The sequence below is a fragment of the Methylovirgula sp. 4M-Z18 genome (assembly GCF_037890675.1).
In the GTDB taxonomy this organism is placed as follows: Bacteria; Pseudomonadota; Alphaproteobacteria; order Rhizobiales; family Beijerinckiaceae; genus 4M-Z18.
Genome location: NZ_CP149574.1, coordinates 2,507,107 through 2,526,758, shown reverse-complemented (window position 1 = coordinate 2,526,758; position 19,652 = coordinate 2,507,107). Strand labels below are relative to the sequence as shown.

General features: G+C 61.5%; 22 protein-coding genes. 18 read left to right on the top strand and 4 right to left on the bottom strand.

Translation table 11 applies throughout. The features are described 5' to 3' along the window. Positions 1-7: 7 nt before the first annotated feature. The 11 genes from rplR to V9T28_RS11640 all read left to right on the top strand — a co-directional run bounded on the left by rplR (position 8) and on the right by V9T28_RS11640 (position 8,052). Positions 8-370 carry a 50S ribosomal protein L18 gene (gene rplR, locus V9T28_RS11690; RefSeq protein ID WP_116399121.1) on the top strand — a complete coding sequence of 121 codons (363 nt, stop codon included), beginning with the start codon at positions 8-10 and terminating at the stop codon, positions 368-370. Between the two features lie 94 nt (positions 371-464). After that, entirely contained in the window at positions 465-1,043 is a 579-nt protein-coding gene (rpsE, locus tag V9T28_RS11685) for a 30S ribosomal protein S5 (RefSeq protein ID WP_116399120.1), read from the top strand. 15 nt (positions 1,044-1,058) lie between these two features. After that, positions 1,059-1,253 (top strand): 50S ribosomal protein L30, encoded by a 195-nt coding sequence (gene rpmD / locus V9T28_RS11680; RefSeq protein ID WP_116399119.1) that lies wholly within the window; start codon positions 1,059-1,061, stop codon positions 1,251-1,253. Positions 1,254-1,264: 11 nt separating this feature from the next. Continuing rightward, positions 1,265-1,747, top strand: coding sequence for a 50S ribosomal protein L15 (rplO, locus tag V9T28_RS11675; RefSeq protein WP_116399118.1), 483 nt, complete (start codon positions 1,265-1,267; stop codon positions 1,745-1,747). A 125-nt stretch (positions 1,748-1,872) separates the two neighbouring features. Further along, on the top strand, positions 1,873-3,195 hold the full coding sequence (gene secY / locus V9T28_RS11670; RefSeq protein ID WP_116399117.1) for a preprotein translocase subunit SecY: 1,323 nt from the start codon (positions 1,873-1,875) through the stop codon (positions 3,193-3,195). Next, the gene (locus V9T28_RS11665) at positions 3,192-3,782 is read left to right on the top strand and encodes an adenylate kinase (protein WP_116399116.1); all 591 of its coding nucleotides are present in this window, start codon (positions 3,192-3,194) and stop codon (positions 3,780-3,782) included. Before secY ends, V9T28_RS11665 begins: the two co-directional genes overlap by 4 nt. Before the next feature lie 171 nt (positions 3,783-3,953). Continuing rightward, the gene (gene rpsM, locus V9T28_RS11660) at positions 3,954-4,322 is read left to right on the top strand and encodes a 30S ribosomal protein S13 (RefSeq protein WP_116399115.1); all 369 of its coding nucleotides are present in this window, start codon (positions 3,954-3,956) and stop codon (positions 4,320-4,322) included. An 84-nt stretch (positions 4,323-4,406) separates the two neighbouring features. Continuing rightward, positions 4,407-4,796 carry a 30S ribosomal protein S11 gene (rpsK, locus tag V9T28_RS11655; RefSeq protein ID WP_116399114.1) on the top strand — a complete coding sequence of 130 codons (390 nt, stop codon included), beginning with the start codon at positions 4,407-4,409 and terminating at the stop codon, positions 4,794-4,796. Between the two features lie 125 nt (positions 4,797-4,921). Next, the gene (locus tag V9T28_RS11650) at positions 4,922-5,938 is read left to right on the top strand and encodes a DNA-directed RNA polymerase subunit alpha (RefSeq protein WP_116399113.1); all 1,017 of its coding nucleotides are present in this window, start codon (positions 4,922-4,924) and stop codon (positions 5,936-5,938) included. A 104-nt stretch (positions 5,939-6,042) separates the two neighbouring features. After that, complete coding sequence (rplQ, locus tag V9T28_RS11645; protein ID WP_116399112.1) at positions 6,043-6,468, top strand: 50S ribosomal protein L17; 426 nt, start codon at positions 6,043-6,045, stop codon at positions 6,466-6,468. A 165-nt stretch (positions 6,469-6,633) separates the two neighbouring features. Then, a complete protein-coding gene (locus V9T28_RS11640; protein WP_116399111.1) occupies positions 6,634-8,052 on the top strand; it encodes a DegQ family serine endoprotease in 1,419 nt (472 codons plus the stop codon). A 41-nt stretch (positions 8,053-8,093) separates the two neighbouring features. Here V9T28_RS11640 and V9T28_RS11635 read toward each other — a convergent pair whose 3' ends face one another. Beyond that, positions 8,094-8,750 (bottom strand): AAA family ATPase, encoded by a 657-nt coding sequence (locus tag V9T28_RS11635; protein ID WP_116399110.1) that lies wholly within the window; start codon positions 8,748-8,750, stop codon positions 8,094-8,096. Between the two features lie 273 nt (positions 8,751-9,023). Between V9T28_RS11635 and V9T28_RS11630 the strand changes: the two genes are divergently transcribed. Beyond that, positions 9,024-10,334: a replication-associated recombination protein A gene (locus V9T28_RS11630; protein WP_116399109.1), complete on the top strand. Its 1,311-nt coding sequence runs from the start codon at positions 9,024-9,026 to the stop codon at positions 10,332-10,334. Between the two features lie 127 nt (positions 10,335-10,461). Here V9T28_RS11630 and V9T28_RS11625 read toward each other — a convergent pair whose 3' ends face one another. Together V9T28_RS11625 and V9T28_RS11620 are read right to left on the bottom strand one after the other, a co-directional pair. Next, complete coding sequence (locus V9T28_RS11625; RefSeq protein ID WP_116399108.1) at positions 10,462-11,835, bottom strand: porin; 1,374 nt, start codon at positions 11,833-11,835, stop codon at positions 10,462-10,464. A 401-nt stretch (positions 11,836-12,236) separates the two neighbouring features. After that, on the bottom strand, positions 12,237-13,622 hold the full coding sequence (locus tag V9T28_RS11620) for a porin (RefSeq protein ID WP_116399107.1): 1,386 nt from the start codon (positions 13,620-13,622) through the stop codon (positions 12,237-12,239). Positions 13,623-14,039: 417 nt separating this feature from the next. Between V9T28_RS11620 and crcB the strand changes: the two genes are divergently transcribed. The 5 genes from crcB (at position 14,040) to V9T28_RS11595 (ending at position 17,429) form a co-directional block, all read left to right on the top strand. Beyond that, positions 14,040-14,423: a fluoride efflux transporter CrcB gene (crcB, locus tag V9T28_RS11615; RefSeq protein ID WP_116399106.1), complete on the top strand. Its 384-nt coding sequence runs from the start codon at positions 14,040-14,042 to the stop codon at positions 14,421-14,423. 134 nt (positions 14,424-14,557) lie between these two features. Next, positions 14,558-15,574 (top strand): RluA family pseudouridine synthase, encoded by a 1,017-nt coding sequence (locus V9T28_RS11610; protein WP_245423992.1) that lies wholly within the window; start codon positions 14,558-14,560, stop codon positions 15,572-15,574. 49 nt (positions 15,575-15,623) lie between these two features. Continuing rightward, complete coding sequence (locus tag V9T28_RS11605; RefSeq protein WP_147306383.1) at positions 15,624-15,971, top strand: hypothetical protein; 348 nt, start codon at positions 15,624-15,626, stop codon at positions 15,969-15,971. Between the two features lie 23 nt (positions 15,972-15,994). After that, positions 15,995-16,639, top strand: coding sequence for an HAD family hydrolase (locus tag V9T28_RS11600; RefSeq protein WP_116399103.1), 645 nt, complete (start codon positions 15,995-15,997; stop codon positions 16,637-16,639). Continuing rightward, positions 16,557-17,429 carry an ATP12 family chaperone protein gene (locus V9T28_RS11595; protein WP_245423883.1) on the top strand — a complete coding sequence of 291 codons (873 nt, stop codon included), beginning with the start codon at positions 16,557-16,559 and terminating at the stop codon, positions 17,427-17,429. Before V9T28_RS11600 ends, V9T28_RS11595 begins: the two co-directional genes overlap by 83 nt. A gap of 73 nt (positions 17,430-17,502) precedes the next feature. On the opposite strand, the gene V9T28_RS11590 is transcribed toward V9T28_RS11595, so the two are convergent. Further along, on the bottom strand, positions 17,503-17,880 hold the full coding sequence (locus V9T28_RS11590; protein ID WP_116399101.1) for a YXWGXW repeat-containing protein: 378 nt from the start codon (positions 17,878-17,880) through the stop codon (positions 17,503-17,505). Positions 17,881-18,111: 231 nt separating this feature from the next. Here V9T28_RS11590 and V9T28_RS11585 point away from each other — a divergent pair, with 231 nt between their 5' ends. After that, complete coding sequence (locus V9T28_RS11585; RefSeq protein WP_116399100.1) at positions 18,112-19,647, top strand: acyl-CoA carboxylase subunit beta; 1,536 nt, start codon at positions 18,112-18,114, stop codon at positions 19,645-19,647. The last annotated feature ends 5 nt before the right edge of the window (positions 19,648-19,652 follow it).

Genomic DNA, 19,652 nt, shown 5'->3' with positions numbered 1-19,652 from the left:
GGCCGCAATGGCTAAGGACAATCAAGCTACCGAGCGCCGCAAGGCGCGCGTGCGTCGCTCGATCCGGGCCCGTGCTTATGGCAAGCCACGGCTCTCGGTTTATCGGTCGGCAAATCAAATCTATGCGCAGATCATCGACGACGAGAAAGGCGCGACCATCGTTGCCGCTTCTTCGCTCGAGAAGGATCAGCGCACGAGCCTGAAGACGGGCGGCAATGTGGAAGCTGCCAAGGTCGTCGGCAAGCTCCTCGCGGAGCGCGCCGTCCAGGCCGGCATCAAGGACGTCGTGTTCGATCGCGGCGCCTATGTCTACCATGGGCGCGTCAAGGCGCTCGCCGAAGGCGCCCGCGAAGGCGGGTTGAACTTCTAAAAAAAACTAGGATTGCGGGCGGGACGTCCGCGGTCCTTTTATCGAAGCGAGCGGGCAGGGGTTTCCCACCCGCGTAAGTGACGGAAACAGTTAAATGGCACGTGAAGAACAAGGCGGCCGCGGCCGCTCTCGCGAGCGGGATCGCGAGGAAGTCGCGAGCGAGTTCGTGGACCGTCTGGTCCACATCAACCGCGTCGCAAAAGTTGTGAAGGGTGGTCGCCGTTTCGGCTTTGCCGCTCTGGTCGTGGTCGGTGATCAGAAAGGCCGCGTCGGCTTTGGTCACGGCAAGGCACGCGAAGTGCCGGAAGCCATCCGCAAGGCGACAGAAGCCGCCAAGCGCGCGCTCATCCGCGTGCCGCTGCGCGAAGGCCGCACCCTGCATCATGATGTCGCCGGCCGCCATGGCGCCGGCCGCGTGATCCTGCGCGCCGCTCCGGCCGGTACCGGCATCATCGCCGGCGGTCCGATGCGTGCCGTGTTCGAGACGCTCGGGATGCACGACGTCGTGGCGAAGAGCCAGGGCTCGTCCAACCCCTATAACATGGTGCGTGCGACCTTCGACGCTCTCAAGCAGGAAGATTCGCCCCGTACCGTTGCGGCTCGCCGCAATTTGAAGGTTTCCACGCTCCAGTCGCGCCGCCAGGGCGTCGATGCGGACGCGGTGGATGCGTGAGGGGAGGATTGATCCATGTCCAACACGCAAAAGACCATCACGCTGGAGCAATATGCGAGCCCGATCGGCCGTCCTGCTGACCAGCGCCAGACCCTGATCGGCCTCAAGCTCAACAAGCTGAACCGCCGTTCGACCCTGATCGACACCCCCGCCGTGCGCGGCATGGTCGCGAAAGTCGCGCACCTTGTCCGTGTCGTCGAAGGCCAGTGAGGAGATCATCGATGAAACTCAATGGCATTTCCGACAATCCCGGCTCGTCCAAGAAGCGCATGCGCATTGGCCGCGGTATCGGGTCCGGCAAGGGCAAGACCGGCGGCCGAGGTGTGAAGGGTCAGAAGGCCCGCACCGGCGTGCGCGTCAAGGGCTTCGAAGGCGGTCAGATGCCGCTGCATCGTCGTCTGCCGAAGCGTGGCTTCCACAACCTGTTCGCGCTCGACTACAATGAGGTCAATCTCGGCCGCATTCAGAGCGCGATCGAAGCTGGGAAGCTCGACGCTGCCTTGACCGTGACGCAGGAATCGCTGGTGGCTGCTGGCGTCTGCGCCAAGGCCCGCGACGGGGTGAAGATCCTCGGCCAGGGCGAGCTGAAGGCGAAGCTGGCGTTCGAAGTGGCTGCCGCTTCCAAGTCGGCTGTTGCAGCGATCGAGAAGGTTGGCGGCTCTGTCAAGCTTCTCGCGGAAGTTGCAGCACCCGCAGCGCAATAATGTCGTTGCGAGGGTGAAAATTTTCGCAGCATAACTTATATGAGCGGGGCGAGGGCTTGAGTGCCTCAGCCCCGTTTGCATGTAAAGACCTGGATTAGATGGCGGGAACCGCCAGGGAGCCTCATATGGCGTCGGCAGCCGAGCAGCTTGCAGCGAGCATCAACTGGAATTCTTTCTCGAAGGCTGAAGAGCTCAAAAAGCGAATTTGGTTCACGCTTGCCGCTCTGGTTATATACCGTCTCGGCTGTTACATTCCGCTTCCCGGCATCGATACCGCGAAATTCGCGTCGAGCTTTGCCAATCAGAGTGGCGGCATCCTTGGCATGTTCAACTTGCTGTCGGGCGGTGCGGTTCAGCGCATGGCGATTTTCGCGCTGAACATCATGCCTTACATTTCGTCGTCGATTATCATCCAATTGCTCACGACCGTGATCCCGACCCTCGAAAACCTCAAGAAGGAGGGGGAGCAGGGCCGCAAGGTGATGAACCAATACACCCGCTATCTGACCGTGGCCCTGGCGACCTTCCAGGCGGCGGGTATCGGCTATGGCCTGCAGCGCAACGGCATGGCGACGGATCCCGGCGTGTTCTTCATGATCTCGACGGTGCTCACCTTGGTCGGCGGCACGATGTTCATCGTCTGGCTCGGCGAGCAGATCACCTCGCGCGGCATCGGCAACGGCTCGTCCCTGATCATTTTTGCGGGCATCGCCGCGCAATTGCTGACGGCGGTGACGACGGCGCTGGACACCGGCGCCACCACCGGCAATTATTTCATCAGCTTCGTCGTCGTTGTGATGATGGTGGGCGTGATCTCCTTCATCGTGTACATGGAGCGGGCGCAGCGCCGCTTGCTGATTACCTATCCGAAGCGGCAGGAAGGCAACCGCGTCTATGAGGGACGCTCGTCGTTCCTGCCCTTGAAGCTGAACACCTCGGGCGTCATTCCGCCGATTTTCGCGTCCTCGCTCTTGCTGCTGCCAACGACAATTTCCGGTTTTGCCGGGAACAGCACCGGTTTTCTGGCGAATGTCCTCGTCTATATGGCGCCGGGGCGGCCGCTCTACGTGTTGCTGTACACGGCGATGATCGTCTTCTTCGCCTTCTTCTATACCGCGATCGTGTTCAACCCGGTCGAAACCGCCGACAATCTGAAAAAACAAGGTGGATTCGTGCCCGGGATTCGGCCGGGCGAGAGAACTGCTCAGTTTATCGACACGATTCTCACGCGTATTACCGTCTTGGGCGCGCTTTATCTGGCGCTCATCTGCATCATCCCTGACTTTGTGCTGAATTATTATAGCCTTCCGCGACTTTTCGGTGGAACATCGCTGCTGATTGTGGTCAGTGTCACGATGGATACGGTGGCCCAGGTACATGGCCACTTGCAGGCGCAGCAATATGCTGGTCTGTTGAAGCGGGCGAAGTTGCGGGGGAGGAAGAGATGAGATTGATCATACTGGGGCCGCCAGGCGCCGGTAAGGGCACACAATCGGTGCGCCTGGTTGAAAAATACCAGATTCCGCAACTCTCCACCGGCGATATGCTGCGCGCCGCCGTAAAGCACGAGACGCCGATCGGGCTGAAAGCCAAGGAAGTGATGGCTGCGGGCCACCTCGTATCGGACGAAATCGTGGTCGGCATTGTGGCCGACCGAATCGAAGAGCCGGATGCGCACAACGGATTCATCCTCGACGGCTTTCCGCGCACCGTCCCGCAGGCCGAGGCGCTGGACAAGATGCTCGCCTCGAAGAATGTGCAGTTGGATGCCGTGCTCGAATTGGTGATCGATCACGAGAAGCTGATGGCGCGTATTAAAAAGCGCGCCGCCGATATGGAAGCGGCGGGTCAGACGGTCCGCGCCGACGACAGGCCGGAGGCCTTGTTCAAGCGCCTCGAGGCCTATAACGCCTACACGGCCGCGGTCGGCCCTTATTACGAAAAGAAGGGACTTCTGCGCAAAGTGGACGGCATGCAGCCAATCGAGGCCGTCGCGGCCGCGATCGATAAGATTCTGGGTGAAGATAAGTCTTGACCTTGCCGCGGCGCCTCGCTAGAAGCGCCGCATTCCATTCGAGCATTGCTCCTTGCGGTTTCCCATTGAGGGCAACCCCAGGGAGTTTTCGTTCGTTTACGCCTGCAAGGGCCGGTCTCCACCGGACGCAGGTCAACTTGAGCGGTCCTCAGGACCCATATGGAGAGTAGAATGGCTCGTATAGCCGGTGTAAATATTCCGACCAACAAGCGCGTGGTCATCGCGCTGCAATACATCCACGGCATCGGCGCGAAGAAGGCCGAGGAAATCTGCGAAAAGGTGAAGATCCCGGCGGAGCGCCGTGTCAACCAGCTCTCGGACGCCGAAGTGCTGCAGATCCGCGAAACCATCGACCGCGATTACATCGTCGAAGGCGATCTGCGCCGCGAAGTGTCGATGAACATCAAGCGCCTGATGGACCTGGGCTGCTATCGTGGCCTCCGCCACCGCCGCGGCCTGCCGGTGCGTGGTCAGCGGACCCACACCAACGCGCGTACCCGTAAGGGCAAGCCGAAGGCGATCGCCGGTAAGAAGAAGTAAGAACCGGGCTGGGGGCGACCCCAGCCTCAAAAACCTCCCTAGCGCCTGGCAATACGGGCGCGTCTGAAGGACTGAAAGAGAACGATGGCAAAAGAAGCAACCCGCGTCCGCCGCCGCGAACGCAAGAATATCGCATCGGGCGTCGCCCATGTGAACTCGACCTTCAACAACACGATGATCACCATCACCGACGCCCAGGGCAACACGATTTCGTGGTCTTCGGCCGGTACGATGGGCTTCAAGGGTTCGCGTAAATCGACCCCTTATGCCGCCCAGATGGCTGCCGAAGACGCAGCGCGCAAGGCCTCCGAGCATGGCGTCCGCACGCTCGAAGTCGAGGTTTGCGGTCCGGGTTCCGGCCGTGAATCGGCGCTCCGCGCCCTGCAGGCTGCCGGCTTCAACGTGACCTCGATCCGTGATGTCACCGCGATCCCGCACAACGGCTGCCGCCCGCGCAAGCGCCGCCGCGTCTAAGATAGAAGATAAAAGCTCCAACCTGCGTCGCCGACGGGCGCCGCAGGTTTTAACTGTTTTCGACACCTTGAGGCCATGGTCGACGGACCGATATGCCTCTTGGCTTCGTCTGAAAGGAAGAAAACGTGATTCAGAAGAACTGGCAAGAACTGAAAAAGCCGAGCAAGCTGCAAGTCACCGCCGGTGACGACGCCAAGCGGTTTGCCACCCTGGTCGCCGAACCGCTGGAACGCGGCTTCGGCATGACGCTCGGCAACTCGCTCCGCCGTATCCTTTTGTCGTCGCTGCAGGGCGCTGCCGTGACCGCTGTCCATATCGACGGTGTGCTGCACGAGTTCTCGTCGATCCCGGGCGTGCGTGAAGATGTCACCGACATCATCATCAACGTGAAGGACATCGCGATCAAGATGCAGGGCGAAGGCCCGAAGCGCATGACCCTCAAGAAGAGCGGCCCTGGCGTCGTGACCGCCGGCGATATCGCGGTCAGCGGCGATACACAGGTGCTCAACCCCGACCTCGTGCTGTGCACGCTGGACGAGGGCGCCGAGATCCGCATCGAATTCACGGTCAATACCGGCAAGGGCTATGTCCCGGCTGACCGCAACCGTTCGGAAGATGCGCCGATCGGCCTGATTCCGGTCGACAGCCTCTACTCGCCTGTGAAGAAGGTCAGCTATCGTATTGAAAATACGCGCGAAGGTCAGGACTTGACCCTCGACAAGCTAATCATGCAGGTCGAAACCAATGGCGCGATCACGCCGGAAGACGCGGTCGCTTATTCGGCCCGCATCCTGCAGGATCAGCTCAATGTCTTCGTGAACTTCGAAGAGCCCAAGCGCGAAGAAGCCGCTCCGGCCATTCCGGAACTCGCCTTCAACCCGGCGCTGCTCAAGAAGGTCGACGAACTGGAACTGTCAGTCCGCTCGGCAAACTGCCTCAAGAACGACAACATCGTCTACATCGGCGATCTCATCCAGAAGACCGAAGGCGAAATGCTCCGCACGCCGAACTTCGGCCGCAAGTCGCTCAACGAAATCAAGGAAGTGCTCGCTCAGATGGGCCTGCACCTCGGCATGGAAGTGAGCGGTTGGCCGCCGGAGAATATCGAAGACCTCGCGAAGCGCTTCGAAGAGCACTACTAAGATCGAACCCGCGGGCAATTGCGCCCGCATAACAGCAGCGGGGCATTTTGCCCCGCACCCCGGACGTACCGTGGCACGGCGGCCGGCAAACAAGGAGAGCCAAAATGTATCATGGTCGCGCAAAGCGCCGTTTCAACCGCACCGCCGAGCACCGCAAGGCTATGTTCTCGAACATGTGCCAGGCGCTCATCAAGCATGAGCAGATCATCACGACGCTGCCGAAGGCCAAGGACCTGCGTCCAGTCGTCGAGAAGCTCGTCACCCTCGGCAAGCGCGGCGACCTGCACGCCCGTCGTCAGGCCATCGCCCAGATCCGCGACGTGGCCCTGGTGCGCAAATTGTTCGACGTGCTCGGCGCTCGTTACAAGGACCGTCACGGCGGCTATACCCGCATCATGAAGGCCGGCTTCCGCCAGGGCGACAATGCGGCGATGGCCGTGATCGAATTCGTCGACCGTGACGTCACCGCGCGCGGCCAGGATTCGGGCCCGGTCGAAGTGCAGGAAGAAGGCGCCGAGGCAGCAGCCTAAGCGCATTTTACATTGCGAAAGAACATATCGGGCGGCCCTTGGGCCGCCCTTTTTCGTACTCAATTACGCTCTTATGTTGGGGCGGAGCGGCATGGCACTGGCCGAGGATCTTTGGCCCCTTGATATCGTGCGAAGACCTTATGTGATGGACGAATGAGGAACTATATGTCTTTGATTTCGGGACGAATTGCGCGGGCATTAGCGATTTGCGCGGCATTGACGCTGGCCCTTCCAAGCCTCGCGCAGCAAACCCTCAAACAGCCGCCCGAGTCGAAGCCGCAAATCACGCTGTCCTTCGCGCCGGTGGTCAAGAAGGTGCAGCCCGCCGTGGTCAATGTCTTTGCTCAGCGGGTCGAGCAACATCCGCAGCAGCGCAATCCTCTGTTCGACGACCCGATCTTCCAGCGCTTCTTCGGTGGCGGGCGGCCTGACGAACCGGCGGCCCGGTCGCTGGGCTCCGGCGTCATCGTCGATTCTTCCGGGCTGGTCGTGACCAACCATCATGTCATCGAAGGCATGACGGATGTGAAAGTGGCCTTGAGCGACAAGCGCGAGTTCGACGCCGACATCGTGCTGCGCGATCCGCGCACCGATTTGGCAGTGTTGCGCATCAAAGGGCATGGCCCGTTTCCGGTGATGGAGCTTGGGGATTCCGACGCGATCGAGGTGGGCGATCTCGTGCTGGCGCTCGGCAACCCCTTCGGCGTCGGACAGACAGTGACGCAAGGGATCATCTCGGCGCTCGCGCGCACGCAGGTCGGCATTTCGGATTACGGCTTCTTCATCCAGACCGACGCGGCGATCAACCCCGGCAATTCCGGCGGCGCGCTGGTCGATATGAGCGGGCGGCTCGTCGGCATCAATTCGGCGATCTATTCGCAAAGCGGCGGGTCGATCGGCATCGGCTTCGCGATCCCGGTCAACATGGTCAAGAGCGTCATCGCGGCGGCGGAGAATGGCGGCACCAAAGTGCAGCGGCCTTGGCTCGGCGCGAGCCTGCAGAGCGTCTCGCGCGAAATTGCCGATGGTCTTGGCCTCGAGCGGCCGTCCGGCGCATTGGTGGCCAATGTGTCCGCCAGCAGCCCAGCCGGCAATGCCGGCATCAAGAGCGGCGACGTGATCACGGCGGTCGACGGTCAGCCGGTCGACGATCCGGAAGGGTTCAGCTACCGCCTCGGCACCAAGCCGATCGGCGGCGAAGCCAAGATCTCGCTCCTGCGCGGGGGCAAACAGCAGGTGGTGGCGCTGAAGCTGGCGCCGGCGCCGGAGATGCCGGCCCGCGACAGCATCAAGCTCAACAATCCGTCGCCCTTCTCGGGCGCGACGATCGTCAATCTCTCGCCCGCGGTCGTCGACGAATATAATGTCGAAGGCGTGCAGCAGGGCGTCATGGTGACGGATGTGGAGGATGGCTCAACCGCCGCCGAGGTCGGCGTGCAGAAGGGCGATGTCATCCTCTCGATCAACGATCAGAAGATCGGCACGACGCGCGAGATGGCCGCGGCCACCGCGAGCAAGCATTATTACTGGAAACTGTCCCTTGCCCGAGGTGGGCAGGTCATCACCACGATGATCAGCGGATAAACGTGGAAGGGCGGCGCCGCGCCGCCGCACTGGCCGTTCGTCTACGCCGCTTTGCGCGCCTTCGCCGCTGGCTTGCCCTTGGCCAGGCGGCGCTTCAGCGATTTCCACAAGTGCCGCATTTCATCGGCGGCCTTGCCGGCCGGCGCATATTCGGTGACGCCCCAACCGTGTTTGGCGGCTTCCTGATAATCGACGCGCGCGGCGACGAGCGGGGTCAGAAGGCCGCCCAAGCTTTCGAGCGCCTTGGCTCCTTCCCGCATCCTTTCGCTGTCCTGCGCGGCCGGGCACTGATTGAGCAGGAAGACGTAATCGCGGCGCAGGCTCCGCAATGTCTTGCGCGTCGCCTCGGAGGCCCAAATGTCGAAGACCGCCGGCCGCACCGGGATGACGCACAGATTGGCGGCGCGCATCGCCGCTGTGGTCGCCGCCGATTCCGTGCCTGCCGTATCGATGATCACGAGCGACACGCCATTCTTGGCGAGCAGCGCCAGCGCCCGCTCCAGTTTGCCGTGCGGAATAGCTTCCACCGGAATGTCGTTTTCGCCGCGCGTCTTCGACCATTGGGTCAGCGAGCCCTGCGGATCCATGTCGATGATGAAGACATTTTCGCCCGCTTCATGCGCCGCCACGGCGAGACAGGCAGCCATGGTGCTTTTGCCCGATCCGCCTTTCTGAGTTACCAGGGAAACCACCTGCATGAAGCGCTCCAGACTTCGCGTTAACTTGCGGAAAAGACACGATGAACGAATCGTTCCGCATTCGAGGCATCGACCGTGGCGCAAGAAGGTCGGGGGAACAAGTTTTTGTTGCTCCGGTTGCAGGAGCGTGAGCAGCATGAAGACGAAAGGCGGGGGCCGTTATGAACTCCTCGCGCGCATATTGCGGCACCGTCATGGTCGGCGATAATTTTGCGCTACAATATGAGCACGGTAGACGGTTACACAGTTGGCCGCGTGGAGTAACGGAGTCGCATGACGAATCTTTTTACCGTCGCTGGGTTGGACAAGGACGCTCCGCGTCCGCTTGCCGACCGGTTGCGTCCTCGGACGTTGAGCGATGTCGCGGGCCAGGATCATCTCCTGGGCGAGATGGGCGCGTTGACGCGGCTGATCCGCTCCGGCTCGCTAGGGTCGCTGATTTTCTGGGGGCCGCCCGGCACCGGCAAGACGACGGTTGCGCGGCTGCTGGCGCAGGAGACTAAGCTCGCCTTCGTCCAGACCTCGGCGATTTTCGGCGGCGTCGCCGAGCTGAAGAAGATCTTCGACGAGGCGCGGGCTCGGCGGATCAGCGGGCAGGGCACTTTGCTGTTCGTCGACGAAATTCACCGCTTCAACCGGGCGCAGCAGGATTCGTTCTTGCCGGTGATGGAGGACGGCACGATCACGCTGATCGGCGCGACGACCGAAAACCCGTCGTTCGAACTCAACGCGGCGCTGCTCTCGCGGGCAAGGGTCCTCACCTTTCGTGCCCTCGACGACGAGGCGATCGCGAAACTGCTACAGCGGGCCGAGGCGCATGAGGATAAGCCCCTGCCGCTCGACGAGAATGCCCGCGCCACGTTGATTCGCATGGCGGATGGCGATGGCCGTGCCGCGCTAACCCTGGCCGAAGAGGTGTGGCGCGCTGCCAAGCCCGACGAAATGTTCGATACGGCCGGATTGTCGGACATCGTCCAGCGCCGCGCCCCGATTTACGACAAGGCGCAAGAGGGGCATTACAATCTCATCAGCGCCTTGCACAAAACCGTGCGCGGGTCCGACCCAGATGCGGCGCTCTATTATCTCGCGCGGATGTTCGACGCGGGCGAGGATCCGCTCTTCATCGCGCGGCGGGTCGTGCGCATGGCGGTGGAGGACATCGGTCTTGCCGACCCGCAAGCCCTCGTGATCGCCAATGCGGCCAAGGAGGCTTACGATTTTCTGGGCTCGCCGGAAGGTGAACTCGCCATCGCGCAAGCCGTGATCTATTGCGCGACGGCGCCGAAATCCAACGCCGCCTATCGCGCGTTTGGCGCCGCCTCGCGGCTCGCGCGCGAACACGGCTCGCTCATGCCGCCGAAAACCATTCTCAATGCACCGACCAAACTGATGCGCGAAGAGGGGTATGGCGAGGGTTATGCCTATGACCATGACCAGCCTGACGCGTTCTCGGGACAAAATTTTTGGCCGGACGCCTTGGGGCGCCAGAAGCTTTACAACCCGCCGGAGCGCGGTTTCGAGCGCGAGATCAAGAAACGATTGGACTGGTGGGAAAAGCTGCGGCGCGAGCGGCGCGACTCTTAGAACGTGCTGACTTGATAGGGAAGCGCGTCGGCGATGCTGCCAGAAAACAACAAGCTCTAAAGTAAAAAAGAATAAGGCCACGGAACGTCAGTTCCGTGGCCCGTCGGTTTGGATGCGCGTTTAAGTCTTAGAAATCGCGGCGCACTTGGAACAAGCCTTCATAGCTGTTCGTGACCTTTTTGAAGGGCAGACCAGGAACGCCAGTGAAGCCGAAGGGTGCCTTCTGGTCGAGACGGGTCCAGATGCCTTCCAGGCCCAGGTCCAGGCCCTTGATCGGGATCCAGTCGGCGCCCAGAGCAACGCGCCATTCGTTCCAGTTGGTGGCAATCGTCGGGGTCGTCGCATTGCCGGTGACCGAGGACGGATATTTGACGTTCAAATAGTCAGCCCGGATGTTCGATGCCCATTGTGCCGACCAATAGTGTTGATACGCGACGAGAGCATTCCAAGCGGTCGGCTCTTTCACGCTGTTGTTGAAGATGATCACGTCGTAATCGGGGAAGATCCAGCCCTTTTGGCCGTCCCAGCCGCGCGGCGATCCCTGGGTGATGGTCTTCAGGAAGCCCTTCGTCCAGTTGCCTTCGAGCCACAGCTCGTCGCCAGGCGCGACTTGCGGCAGCTTCAGATCGAGGCCGGCCTTGCCGCCCCAGCCGCTTGCGTCCTTGTGAGCCGCGCCGATGGACGAGCTCACTTCCGCGTCGTTGTTGTGATAAAGACCAGAGACTTGTACCGCACCCCAGGATTGATCGTAGCGCAAGGTGCCGACGACGTCAGGCTGACGGGTGCCGACATAGCCGCCCGCGGTGACTGAAGCGGTCGAGCCTGTGTAGAAGGGGATCGTGCTGTTTGTCTGGCGAGCCGTGCCATCTTCAACGGCCAGGGTTGCCGAGAACCCGTTGCCGAACGTTGCCGTGTAGGCCAATTGGCTCACGGTCTTATCCGGAATGCGCATATCGTTGATGCCGATCGCATCGGCAAAGAAGTCGAAATTCGATTCCGCAACACCGGCGGTCAAGCCAGCCCACTGAACGAAGCCATATTTAAGCTGAACGCCAGGATTCGGCGCCGTCCAATACAAAATGTTGGCGCCATCGTTCTGGTGCAAGCGCAGGGCCATGTACGAACGCAACGTGCCATACGCGGTTGCGGTGCGGGCGTCAAAAGTGAGCTGGACGCGCGTATTGAAGCCGGTGGCATTCAGGCTGCGGCCGGACACGACCGTTGCTGCCGTTGCCGCGCTCTTGGAAGCAATGCCTGCCTTATAGGGTGTCAAAGTTCCCTGATTACCGACGCTTACGCCTTCGAAAACCGCACGGAGATAGCCGCCGATCTTCAAGCAGGTGTCAGTGCCAGGAATGTAGAAATAGCCGGCGCCATAAGCCGAGCAGATTTTGACATATTCGGCCGGCGCGGCCTTCTTGGAAGGCAGATCGGCCGCATAGGCACCCGAGGCCCCAATCGCGACCAGAGCGGCTACGCCGCATTTCAGAAAACACCGCATCAGAAGACCCTTTTTTGTTAAATTCGTAGGCCGGTTCGGCCGCGTTTCCCGCGGTGCCGATGCCCCCGCACGAACGCTCACAACCCGTCTAGGTCGACTAGATGACAGTTTGGTAACAGCTGGCAAGGCATGGGCACGATTGGGCCAATTGTGACGGCATGTTCCAGCCGCCCGTTGCGCCGATGCAACAGTCGCCGGTTCGGCCCGACAATTTTTGGAGCCAAAATGGGTCTTAAGACCTTAAATGTGTCTTTGTGGTGTAGTTCACTTTATCCGGATTGGCCGCGTCCCGCTCTTTTCAATTCGAATCACAAATGTCCGCCGATCTCGCTTCCTGGTAGAAGTGCGAAAAGGGGATTCGGAGCGCGGCGACCGGCGTCGCGCTCCGAGCATAGATCAGATCAGAAGTTGCGCTGCACGCGCAGCAGGCCTTCGTAGCCGTTGTTGATCTTCTTGAAGCCGAGACCTGTACCTGCGCCCGTGAACGCAACACCGTTGTAGATCGGCGCCTTCTGGTCGAGGCGAGTGTAATAGAGATCGGCGCCGATGGTCAGGCCGGTGACCGGCATCCAGTACAAGCCGCCACCAACGCGCCATTCGTTCCAGTTGGACGTGAGCGCCTTGGTCTTGGCGCCGCCAGTGACAGCGGACGGATATCTCACGTTCAAATAGCTGGCTTCCAAGCTGCTGGCCCATTGTGCAGACCAATTGTGCTTGAACGCGAGGACGGCGCTGTAGGACGTCGGCATCTTCACGCTGTTGTTGACGACCAATGTCTCGTAGTCCGACACGATCCAGCCCTTTTGGCTGCCGTATCCGTTCGATTGGCTGCTGCCCGAATATTGCCAGCCGCGCGGGTTGCCCTGAGTCTGACGGGAGAGAATGCCGTGCATGTAAGCGCTCTGGAGCCACAGCACATCGCCAGGTGCGATCATCGGCAGCTTGATCTGGACGCCGCCGAGCACGCCCCAACCGGAGGCGCTCTTGTGGAAGGCGCCGAGATCCGACGAAGCCAACACGTTCTGATCATTGTAGATGCCGGACAGTTGCGCAGCGCCCCACGATTGGTCGACGCGCACGTTGGCAATGACGTCAGGTTGGCGTGTTCCCTCATAGGAATAGGCGGAAACAGTGTTGGTCGCAGTGGTCAGCGCCGGCACCGTGCCGGTGGACTGCGAATCTTCGATCGCCAAGGTTGCCGAGAAACCGTTGCCGAAGGTGGCCGTGTAGGCCAGCATGTTCACGGTTTTATCCGGGCCGCGGACGTCGTCCTGGCCAAGGTCGTCGGCATAGAAGTCAAACATCGACTGCGCGCGACCGGCCGTGATGCCTGCCCATTGAACGAAGCCGAACTTGACCGAGAAAGGCGAGGAGAGGCTGTATCCCAGCGGGTTGGCGCCGCTCGTGTTTGCCATGTAAAACTTCATGTAGGAGCGCAGCGTGCCGTAGGCGGTCGTGGTGCGCGCATCGAAGGTCGTCACGGCGCGGAGCGAAAAGCCCGTCGCATTCTGGGCGTGCGACGATTGCGGCGTAACGCCCGAGGGGCCCTTATAGGTCAAGGTTGCCGTGTTGCCGACATTCATGCCGATATAGGTGACGCGGACATAACCACCGATCTGCAAGCAGGTGTCGGTGCCGGGAATATAAAAGTAGCCGGTGCCATGCACCGAGCAGACTTTGACGTACTCGGCCGGCGCGGCCTTTTTGGAAGGCAGGTCGGCGGCATAAGCGCCCGACGCTCCAACGACTGCAAGAGCCGCCGCACCATATTTAAGAAAACCCCGCATCTGAAAACCCCGTATTGTTTTGTTGTTCCGGCCAGGTGGCCTGAATCCCCGAAGGAACACCCGTATTGGGTCTACTGACCCATTATGTGTCCAAAATTACAGTTTCGTAACATTGTGCGAGCGGCACAGCCCTTTCGGGTGAATCTGACATCGGGTTCTGAGAGGCTGTGGCATTTCGGCAACGATCGAGTGCCTATTCTGCAGGCAGCCACAAGCTGATAGGCTTAAGTATGTGTTTTCTATGTGTATTTTCTCGCCAAATAAACTCTCGCCAAACCGAATCGGGTGTCTGATGAGGGGCGTTGCCTTCGCGGCAGCGGGCCGAAATACGGAACCTAAGCCGCGCGATTGCGTTGATGTGATCAATTCTGATATGCGCGAAGGCGGCGCGCGTGGCGTTCCTTCGCAGGCTTAAAGATGCAAGCAATTCTTATCGTGTTTTTCGGCGGCGGTGTCGGCTCGGTTTTCCGGCATCTCGTCAATGTTTATGCCGCCAAATGGCTCGGGACCGGCTGGCCCTGGGGCACCTACACAGTCAATATCGTCGGCTCGCTGGTGATGGGCTTGCTGGCCGGTTATTTCGCCTTTCGCGCCGGCGTTGCCTGGACGCAGCAGGGCCGGCTTCTGCTCATGACGGGCATTCTTGGCGGGTTCACCACGTTTTCGGCTTTTTCGCTCGATAGCATTTTGCTATGGGAACGCGGGCAGATCGGCTATGCGGTGCTCTACGTGACTAGCTCGGTCTTCATCTCCCTGCTTGCGCTGGTCGCAGGCTTGAGTTTCGTGCGGGCGCTATCATGAAATCGATCCGGCCAGCGCGCGGCGCCGCGAAAGCGAAATCCGGTGCAAAGACGCCCGCCGCCAAGCAGACTGCCGAGCCGCTTGGTTCGACGAGCGCCGTGCAGATTCTCGAGGTGACCGAGGACGAGGATGGCATGCGGATCGACCGCTGGTTCAAACGCCGGCTGCCGGATCTCGCTTTGTCCCATCTCGCCAAGATTTGCCGCAAGGGCGAGGTGCGCCTCGACGGCAAGCGCGTCGAGACCTCGACTCGGGTCCATGCAGGCGCAAAATTGCGCGTCCCGCCGTTGAAGCTGGACGCTCCGGCCGCACCGGCGGTCAAACGCGCGCCGTCCACCTCGGATCTCAACGCCATCAAGGATATGGTTCTGTTCGAGGACAAATATCTGATGGTGCTCAACAAGCCCTACGGCCTCGCGGTGCAGGGCGGCTCGGGCATGACGCGCCATATCGACGGCATGCTGGAGGCGCTCGCCAATGCCGACGGCGAGCGGCCGCGCCTGGTGCATCGGCTCGACCGCGACACATCCGGGGTGCTCCTGATCGCGAAATCGCGCCGCATGGCGGCGGATCTTGGCGAAATTTTTCGCTCGCGACAGGCGCGCAAAATCTACTGGGCGTTGGTCGAGGGCGTGCCGCGCCCGATGCAGGGGCGCATTTCGCTGTTTCTGGCGAAAGGCGAGGGGATGGGCGATGCCCGTGGTCCGCGCAAACCGGGCGAGCGGGCCGAATTCGAGCGCATGCGCGTCGCCAAACACGGCGAAGAGGATGCGCAACATTCGATCACTTATTATACCGTGGTCGACAAGGTCGCCTCGCGCCTCGCTTGGCTGTCGATGAAGCCGATCACCGGCCGCACCCATCAATTGCGCGCCCATACCGAGGCGATCGGCCATCCGATTGTCGGCGACCCCAAATATGGCGTGCGCCGCGCGGCAACCGATCCGAAGCGCACCGACCCGTTGCAGGCCCTGCCGCCCGGAATCGAGCAAAAGCTCCACCTCCTGGCGCGCCGCCTGATTTTGCCGCATCCCAAGGGCGGCATTCTTGACGTGACAGCGCCGCTTCCCTCGCATATGCAAAAGAGCTGGGATATGTTCGGATTCGACGTCAAGCAGGACGATCCGATCATGGGGGCGCCCGAGGAATGAGTGGCGCGCCGGTCATGCGATCGGCGCAACGGGTATCCGGAGGTTGAGCGTGCATAAGATGTTCATAACGGCCTTGATTGCGTGCTGCGCGCTCGCCGAACCCGTGGCCGCGCAAACGCCGCCCGGCACGCCTGCGACGGCCGCTCTCGCACCCAAAGTTTCGCTGTCGAAATATCGCGCGCGACGGATCCGGCACAATTGCGAGAAGCTCGAGCGCAATAAGAATTTGGGTGGCAGCGAGTACCGCGCCTATATGAAGCAATGTTTCGAGCACGAGGCGGCCGAACGGGCCGAGCGCGTGACTTGCCGCGAGCAAGGCCGCGCCAAGGGAATCGCCAATTTGAATGCGCTGAACGACTATGTGCGCGAATGTGCAGCGCAGCGGAAGAAGCCATAGGCCGTGGCGATAGGGTTGCACCGTTGCGTCTGGTAATTTTCGATCTCGACGGCACGCTGATCAACAGCGCCGAGATGATTGTGGCTGCCAAGCGCGAGGCGTTTGCTGCCGTGGGGTGGCCGGCACCGCCGCGCGCCGAGTTGCTTGGCGCCGTCGGCCTTTCGGTACCGGAGAACTTTCGTATGTTGGCGGGCGCCGAGGCGCCTTATGAAGAGATGGGTGCGGCCTACAAGGCGGCGTGGACGCGACTCCTGGCGGCGGGTGCGGGCCACGAGCTTTTCGCCGGAGCGGCGGAACTCATCGACCGATTGTCCGCCGCGCCGGATGCCACGCTCGGCATTGCCACGGGCAATTCTCGCCGCGGCGTCGCGCGGATTTTGGCGCAATATGGTTGGGAGCGATGCTTTGCCACGATTCAGACGGCGGAGGATGCGCCGTCAAAGCCCGCGCCGGCGATGATCTTGCACGCATTGCAAGCGACCGGCATAGCGCCGAGCGGGACAGCGATGATCGGCGATACGTCCTATGATATGGCGATGGCCCGTGCCGCCGGAGTCCAGGCGATCGGCGTGGCCTGGGGCTATCATGAGCCCGATGCGTTGCGCGCCGCCGGCGCCCACGACATTGTCGAAACATTCGACGAATTGGCGGCGCTGCTCGCCGCATGAAAAGGTGCATGTGATGCGAGAGGATTTGAGCCGCGATTTGCTGCCCCTGCGCGATGAAGCCGTCGATCCGATCGCGCTGGCGCGCCGCGACCTGCGCAAGAACCTGCCAAAGCGCTTCTACAGCACCGCATCGACACGGGCCGAGGACGGGCTATTCGCGCTGCTGCTTGACGGCAAGCCGGCGTTGACGCCGCAGCGCAAGCGTCTCGACGTCGCGCGGCCGGACATTGCCGATCTCATCGCCGCCGAATGGAATCGGCAGGAGGAGTATATCGATCCTGCCACCATGCCCTTGACCCGGCTCGTCAATTCCGCGCTCGACGGCGTTGCCGCGACGATGGCGGATGTGCGCGCCGAAATCGTCAAATATGCAGGGTCCGATCTGCTGTGCTATCGAGCTGGCGAGCCCGACGCCCTGGCGCAGGCCCAGAGCGCGGCGTGGGACCCGATCTTGGCGATCGTCCGTCAGAAACTCGGCGTGCGTTTCAATCTCGCCGAGGGGGTGATGTTCGTGATGCAGGATCCGGCGGCTCTGGCAGCGGTCGAGGCCGAGGTTGCATCGATCACCGATCCCTTGCGTCTCGCCGCCCTTTCGGTCGCAACCACGCTCACCGGCTCGGCGCTGATCGCGCTGACCCTGCGACATGGCACGCGGAGCGCCGAGCAGGCTTGGGCCGCAGCCCATGTGGACGAGGATTTTCAGATCCGCGCCTGGGGCGAGGATGCCGAAGCCAAGGCGCGGCGCGAGCGCCGCTGGCAGGATTTCCACGCGGCGACGCTGTGCCTTTGATATAGATTAAAGCCTCCTCCCAGCCATCCGGAGAGAAGGCTCTTGTTGGTCGTTGCGCACGACAGTCCGTAGCCTAGCGGCGAATCCAAACGCCCGGATGCCAGATCCATTGGCCGCCTTCCCAGTCCCAATGACCCTTCACCCAGAAATGCGCCGGCGAAGGGGCGACCGGGCGCGTTTCGACCACTTCGACGGGCATCGGCGGCACCACGCCTTCGACATAATGGCCGCGCGCCCAGAACCAAGCGCCGCCGCGCCAGACCCAATGGCCCGGAACCCACGACACGCCGACGCGCGGTGGAGGCGGCACGACTTCCACCCTGACGGCTGGCATCGGCCGTTCCATGATGACGACGGGTTGGGCCTCAGCAAGGCCGAGCCCAAGGCTGAAAAGAACGGACGCAACGAGAACTTTCGACAGAATGCGGTTGGACTGCAATTTGGCCAGCATAATGGTCTCCACAGGCGAAGCGCGCCGCAGGTGCCGTCGGGGTGAAGGGCGGTGCGCTTTGATGATGGGACTATGCGAGAATCGATGTGAATGCCTGCTGAACCGTCTCGAGGTTCGATCAACACGCCTTCACCGAGACGCTTTGCTGCTCTCTATTCGCTGGCCCACCGCCATGTTACAGCTGCGATCTTGAGGATGAGGAAAAGCGCGCCGGGTAGGGGGCCGAGTTGCATGAAACATATTTTGGAGGCTTTGGAAGAGCGCCGCAGCCAGGCTCGTTTGGGCGGCGGCCAAAAGCGGATCGAGGCGCAACACGCGCGCGGCAAGCTGACAGCGCGGGAGCGCATCGAATTGCTGATGGATCACGGCTCGTTCGAAGAATTCGATATGTTCGTGCAGCACCGCTGCGTCGATTTCGGCATGGACAAGCAGGACAAGATCCCCGGTGACGGCGTCGTGACCGGGTGGGGCACGGTCAACGGCCGCAAGGTTTTCGTCTTCGCCAAGGATTTCACGGTGTTCGGCGGCTCGCTCTCCGAAACCCATGCGCAGAAAATCACCAAGGTTCAGGACATGGCGCTAAAGAATCGGGCGCCGATCATCGGCCTGTTCGATGCGGGCGGCGCGCGCATTCAAGAAGGCGTCGCGGCGCTTGGCGGCTATGGCGAAGTGTTTCAGCGCAACGTGCTCGCCTCGGGCGTGATCCCGCAAATCTCGCTCATCATGGGGCCCTGCGCGGGGGGCGACGTCTATTCGCCGGCGATGACCGATTTCATCTTCATGGTGCGCGACACGTCGTACATGTTCGTGACCGGTCCCGACGTGGTGAAAACCGTGACGAACGAAACCGTGACGTCGGAAGAACTCGGCGGCGCATCGGTGCATACGACGAAGAGCTCGGTGGCCGATCGCGCCTATGACAATGACGTCGAAGCGCTGCTGCAGATGCGCCGCCTGATCGATTTCCTCCCCGCCAGCAACACTGACGACGTGCCGGAATGGCCGAGCTTCGACGATTCGACGCGCATCGACATGTCGCTCGATACGATCGTGCCGGAAAATCCGAACAAGCCCTATGACGTCAAGGAGCTCGTGACGAAGATTCTGGACGAGGGCGATTTCTTCGAGATTCAGGAAGCGCATGCCAGGAATATCGTGACCGGCTTTGGCCGTCTCGAGGGGCGCACAGTCGGCATCGTCGCCAATCAGCCCATGGTGCTGGCGGGTGTGCTCGATTCGGATGCGTCGCGCAAGGCCGCGCGGTTCGTGCGCTTCTGCGATTGCTTCAACATTCCGATCGTGACCTTCGTCGACGTGCCCGGCTTCCTCCCCGGCACCGCGCAGGAATATGGCGGCTTGATCAAGCATGGTGCGAAATTGCTGTTCGCCTATGCCGAGGCGACAGTGCCGAAAGTCACGGTCATCACGCGCAAGGCCTTTGGCGGCGCATATGACGTGATGGCCTCGAAACATTTGCGCGGCGATGTCAACTACGCCTGGCCCACGGCGCAAATCGCCGTGATGGGCGCGAAGGGCGCGGTGGAAATCATCTTCCGCGCCGACATGGGCGACCCGGACAAGATTGCCGCGCAAACCAAGAATTACGAAGACCGGTTCCTGTCGCCTTTCGTGGCGGCGGAAAAGGGGTTCATCGACGAAGTGATCATGCCGCATTCAACGCGCAAGCGGGTTGCTCGCGCGCTGGCGTTGCTGCGCGACAAGGAACTCGAGAACCCCTGGAAGAAGCACGACAACATTCCGCTGTGAGAGCG

Excerpts from the sequence above, each read along its gene's own strand:
- rplR (WP_116399121.1), top strand. The coding sequence starts at position 8 with ATGGCTAAGGACAATCAAGCTACCGAGCGCCGCAAGGCGCGCGTGCGT.
- rpsE (WP_116399120.1), top strand. The coding sequence starts at position 465 with ATGGCACGTGAAGAACAAGGCGGCCGCGGCCGCTCTCGCGAGCGGGAT.
- rpmD (WP_116399119.1), top strand. The coding sequence starts at position 1,059 with ATGTCCAACACGCAAAAGACCATCACGCTGGAGCAATATGCGAGCCCG.
- rplO (WP_116399118.1), top strand. The coding sequence starts at position 1,265 with ATGAAACTCAATGGCATTTCCGACAATCCCGGCTCGTCCAAGAAGCGC.
- secY (WP_116399117.1), top strand. The coding sequence starts at position 1,873 with ATGGCGTCGGCAGCCGAGCAGCTTGCAGCGAGCATCAACTGGAATTCT.
- V9T28_RS11665 (WP_116399116.1), top strand. The coding sequence starts at position 3,192 with ATGAGATTGATCATACTGGGGCCGCCAGGCGCCGGTAAGGGCACACAA.
- rpsM (WP_116399115.1), top strand. The coding sequence starts at position 3,954 with ATGGCTCGTATAGCCGGTGTAAATATTCCGACCAACAAGCGCGTGGTC.
- rpsK (WP_116399114.1), top strand. The coding sequence starts at position 4,407 with ATGGCAAAAGAAGCAACCCGCGTCCGCCGCCGCGAACGCAAGAATATC.
- rplQ (WP_116399112.1), top strand. The coding sequence starts at position 6,043 with ATGTATCATGGTCGCGCAAAGCGCCGTTTCAACCGCACCGCCGAGCAC.
- V9T28_RS11640 (WP_116399111.1), top strand. The coding sequence starts at position 6,634 with ATGTCTTTGATTTCGGGACGAATTGCGCGGGCATTAGCGATTTGCGCG.
- V9T28_RS11635 (WP_116399110.1), bottom strand. The coding sequence starts at position 8,750 with ATGCAGGTGGTTTCCCTGGTAACTCAGAAAGGCGGATCGGGCAAAAGC.
- V9T28_RS11630 (WP_116399109.1), top strand. The coding sequence starts at position 9,024 with ATGACGAATCTTTTTACCGTCGCTGGGTTGGACAAGGACGCTCCGCGT.
- V9T28_RS11625 (WP_116399108.1), bottom strand. The coding sequence starts at position 11,835 with ATGCGGTGTTTTCTGAAATGCGGCGTAGCCGCTCTGGTCGCGATTGGG.
- V9T28_RS11620 (WP_116399107.1), bottom strand. The coding sequence starts at position 13,622 with ATGCGGGGTTTTCTTAAATATGGTGCGGCGGCTCTTGCAGTCGTTGGA.
- crcB (WP_116399106.1), top strand. The coding sequence starts at position 14,040 with ATGCAAGCAATTCTTATCGTGTTTTTCGGCGGCGGTGTCGGCTCGGTT.
- V9T28_RS11610 (WP_245423992.1), top strand. The coding sequence starts at position 14,558 with ATGCGGATCGACCGCTGGTTCAAACGCCGGCTGCCGGATCTCGCTTTG.
- V9T28_RS11595 (WP_245423883.1), top strand. The coding sequence starts at position 16,557 with ATGAGCCCGATGCGTTGCGCGCCGCCGGCGCCCACGACATTGTCGAAA.
- V9T28_RS11590 (WP_116399101.1), bottom strand. The coding sequence starts at position 17,880 with ATGCTGGCCAAATTGCAGTCCAACCGCATTCTGTCGAAAGTTCTCGTT.
- V9T28_RS11585 (WP_116399100.1), top strand. The coding sequence starts at position 18,112 with ATGAAACATATTTTGGAGGCTTTGGAAGAGCGCCGCAGCCAGGCTCGT.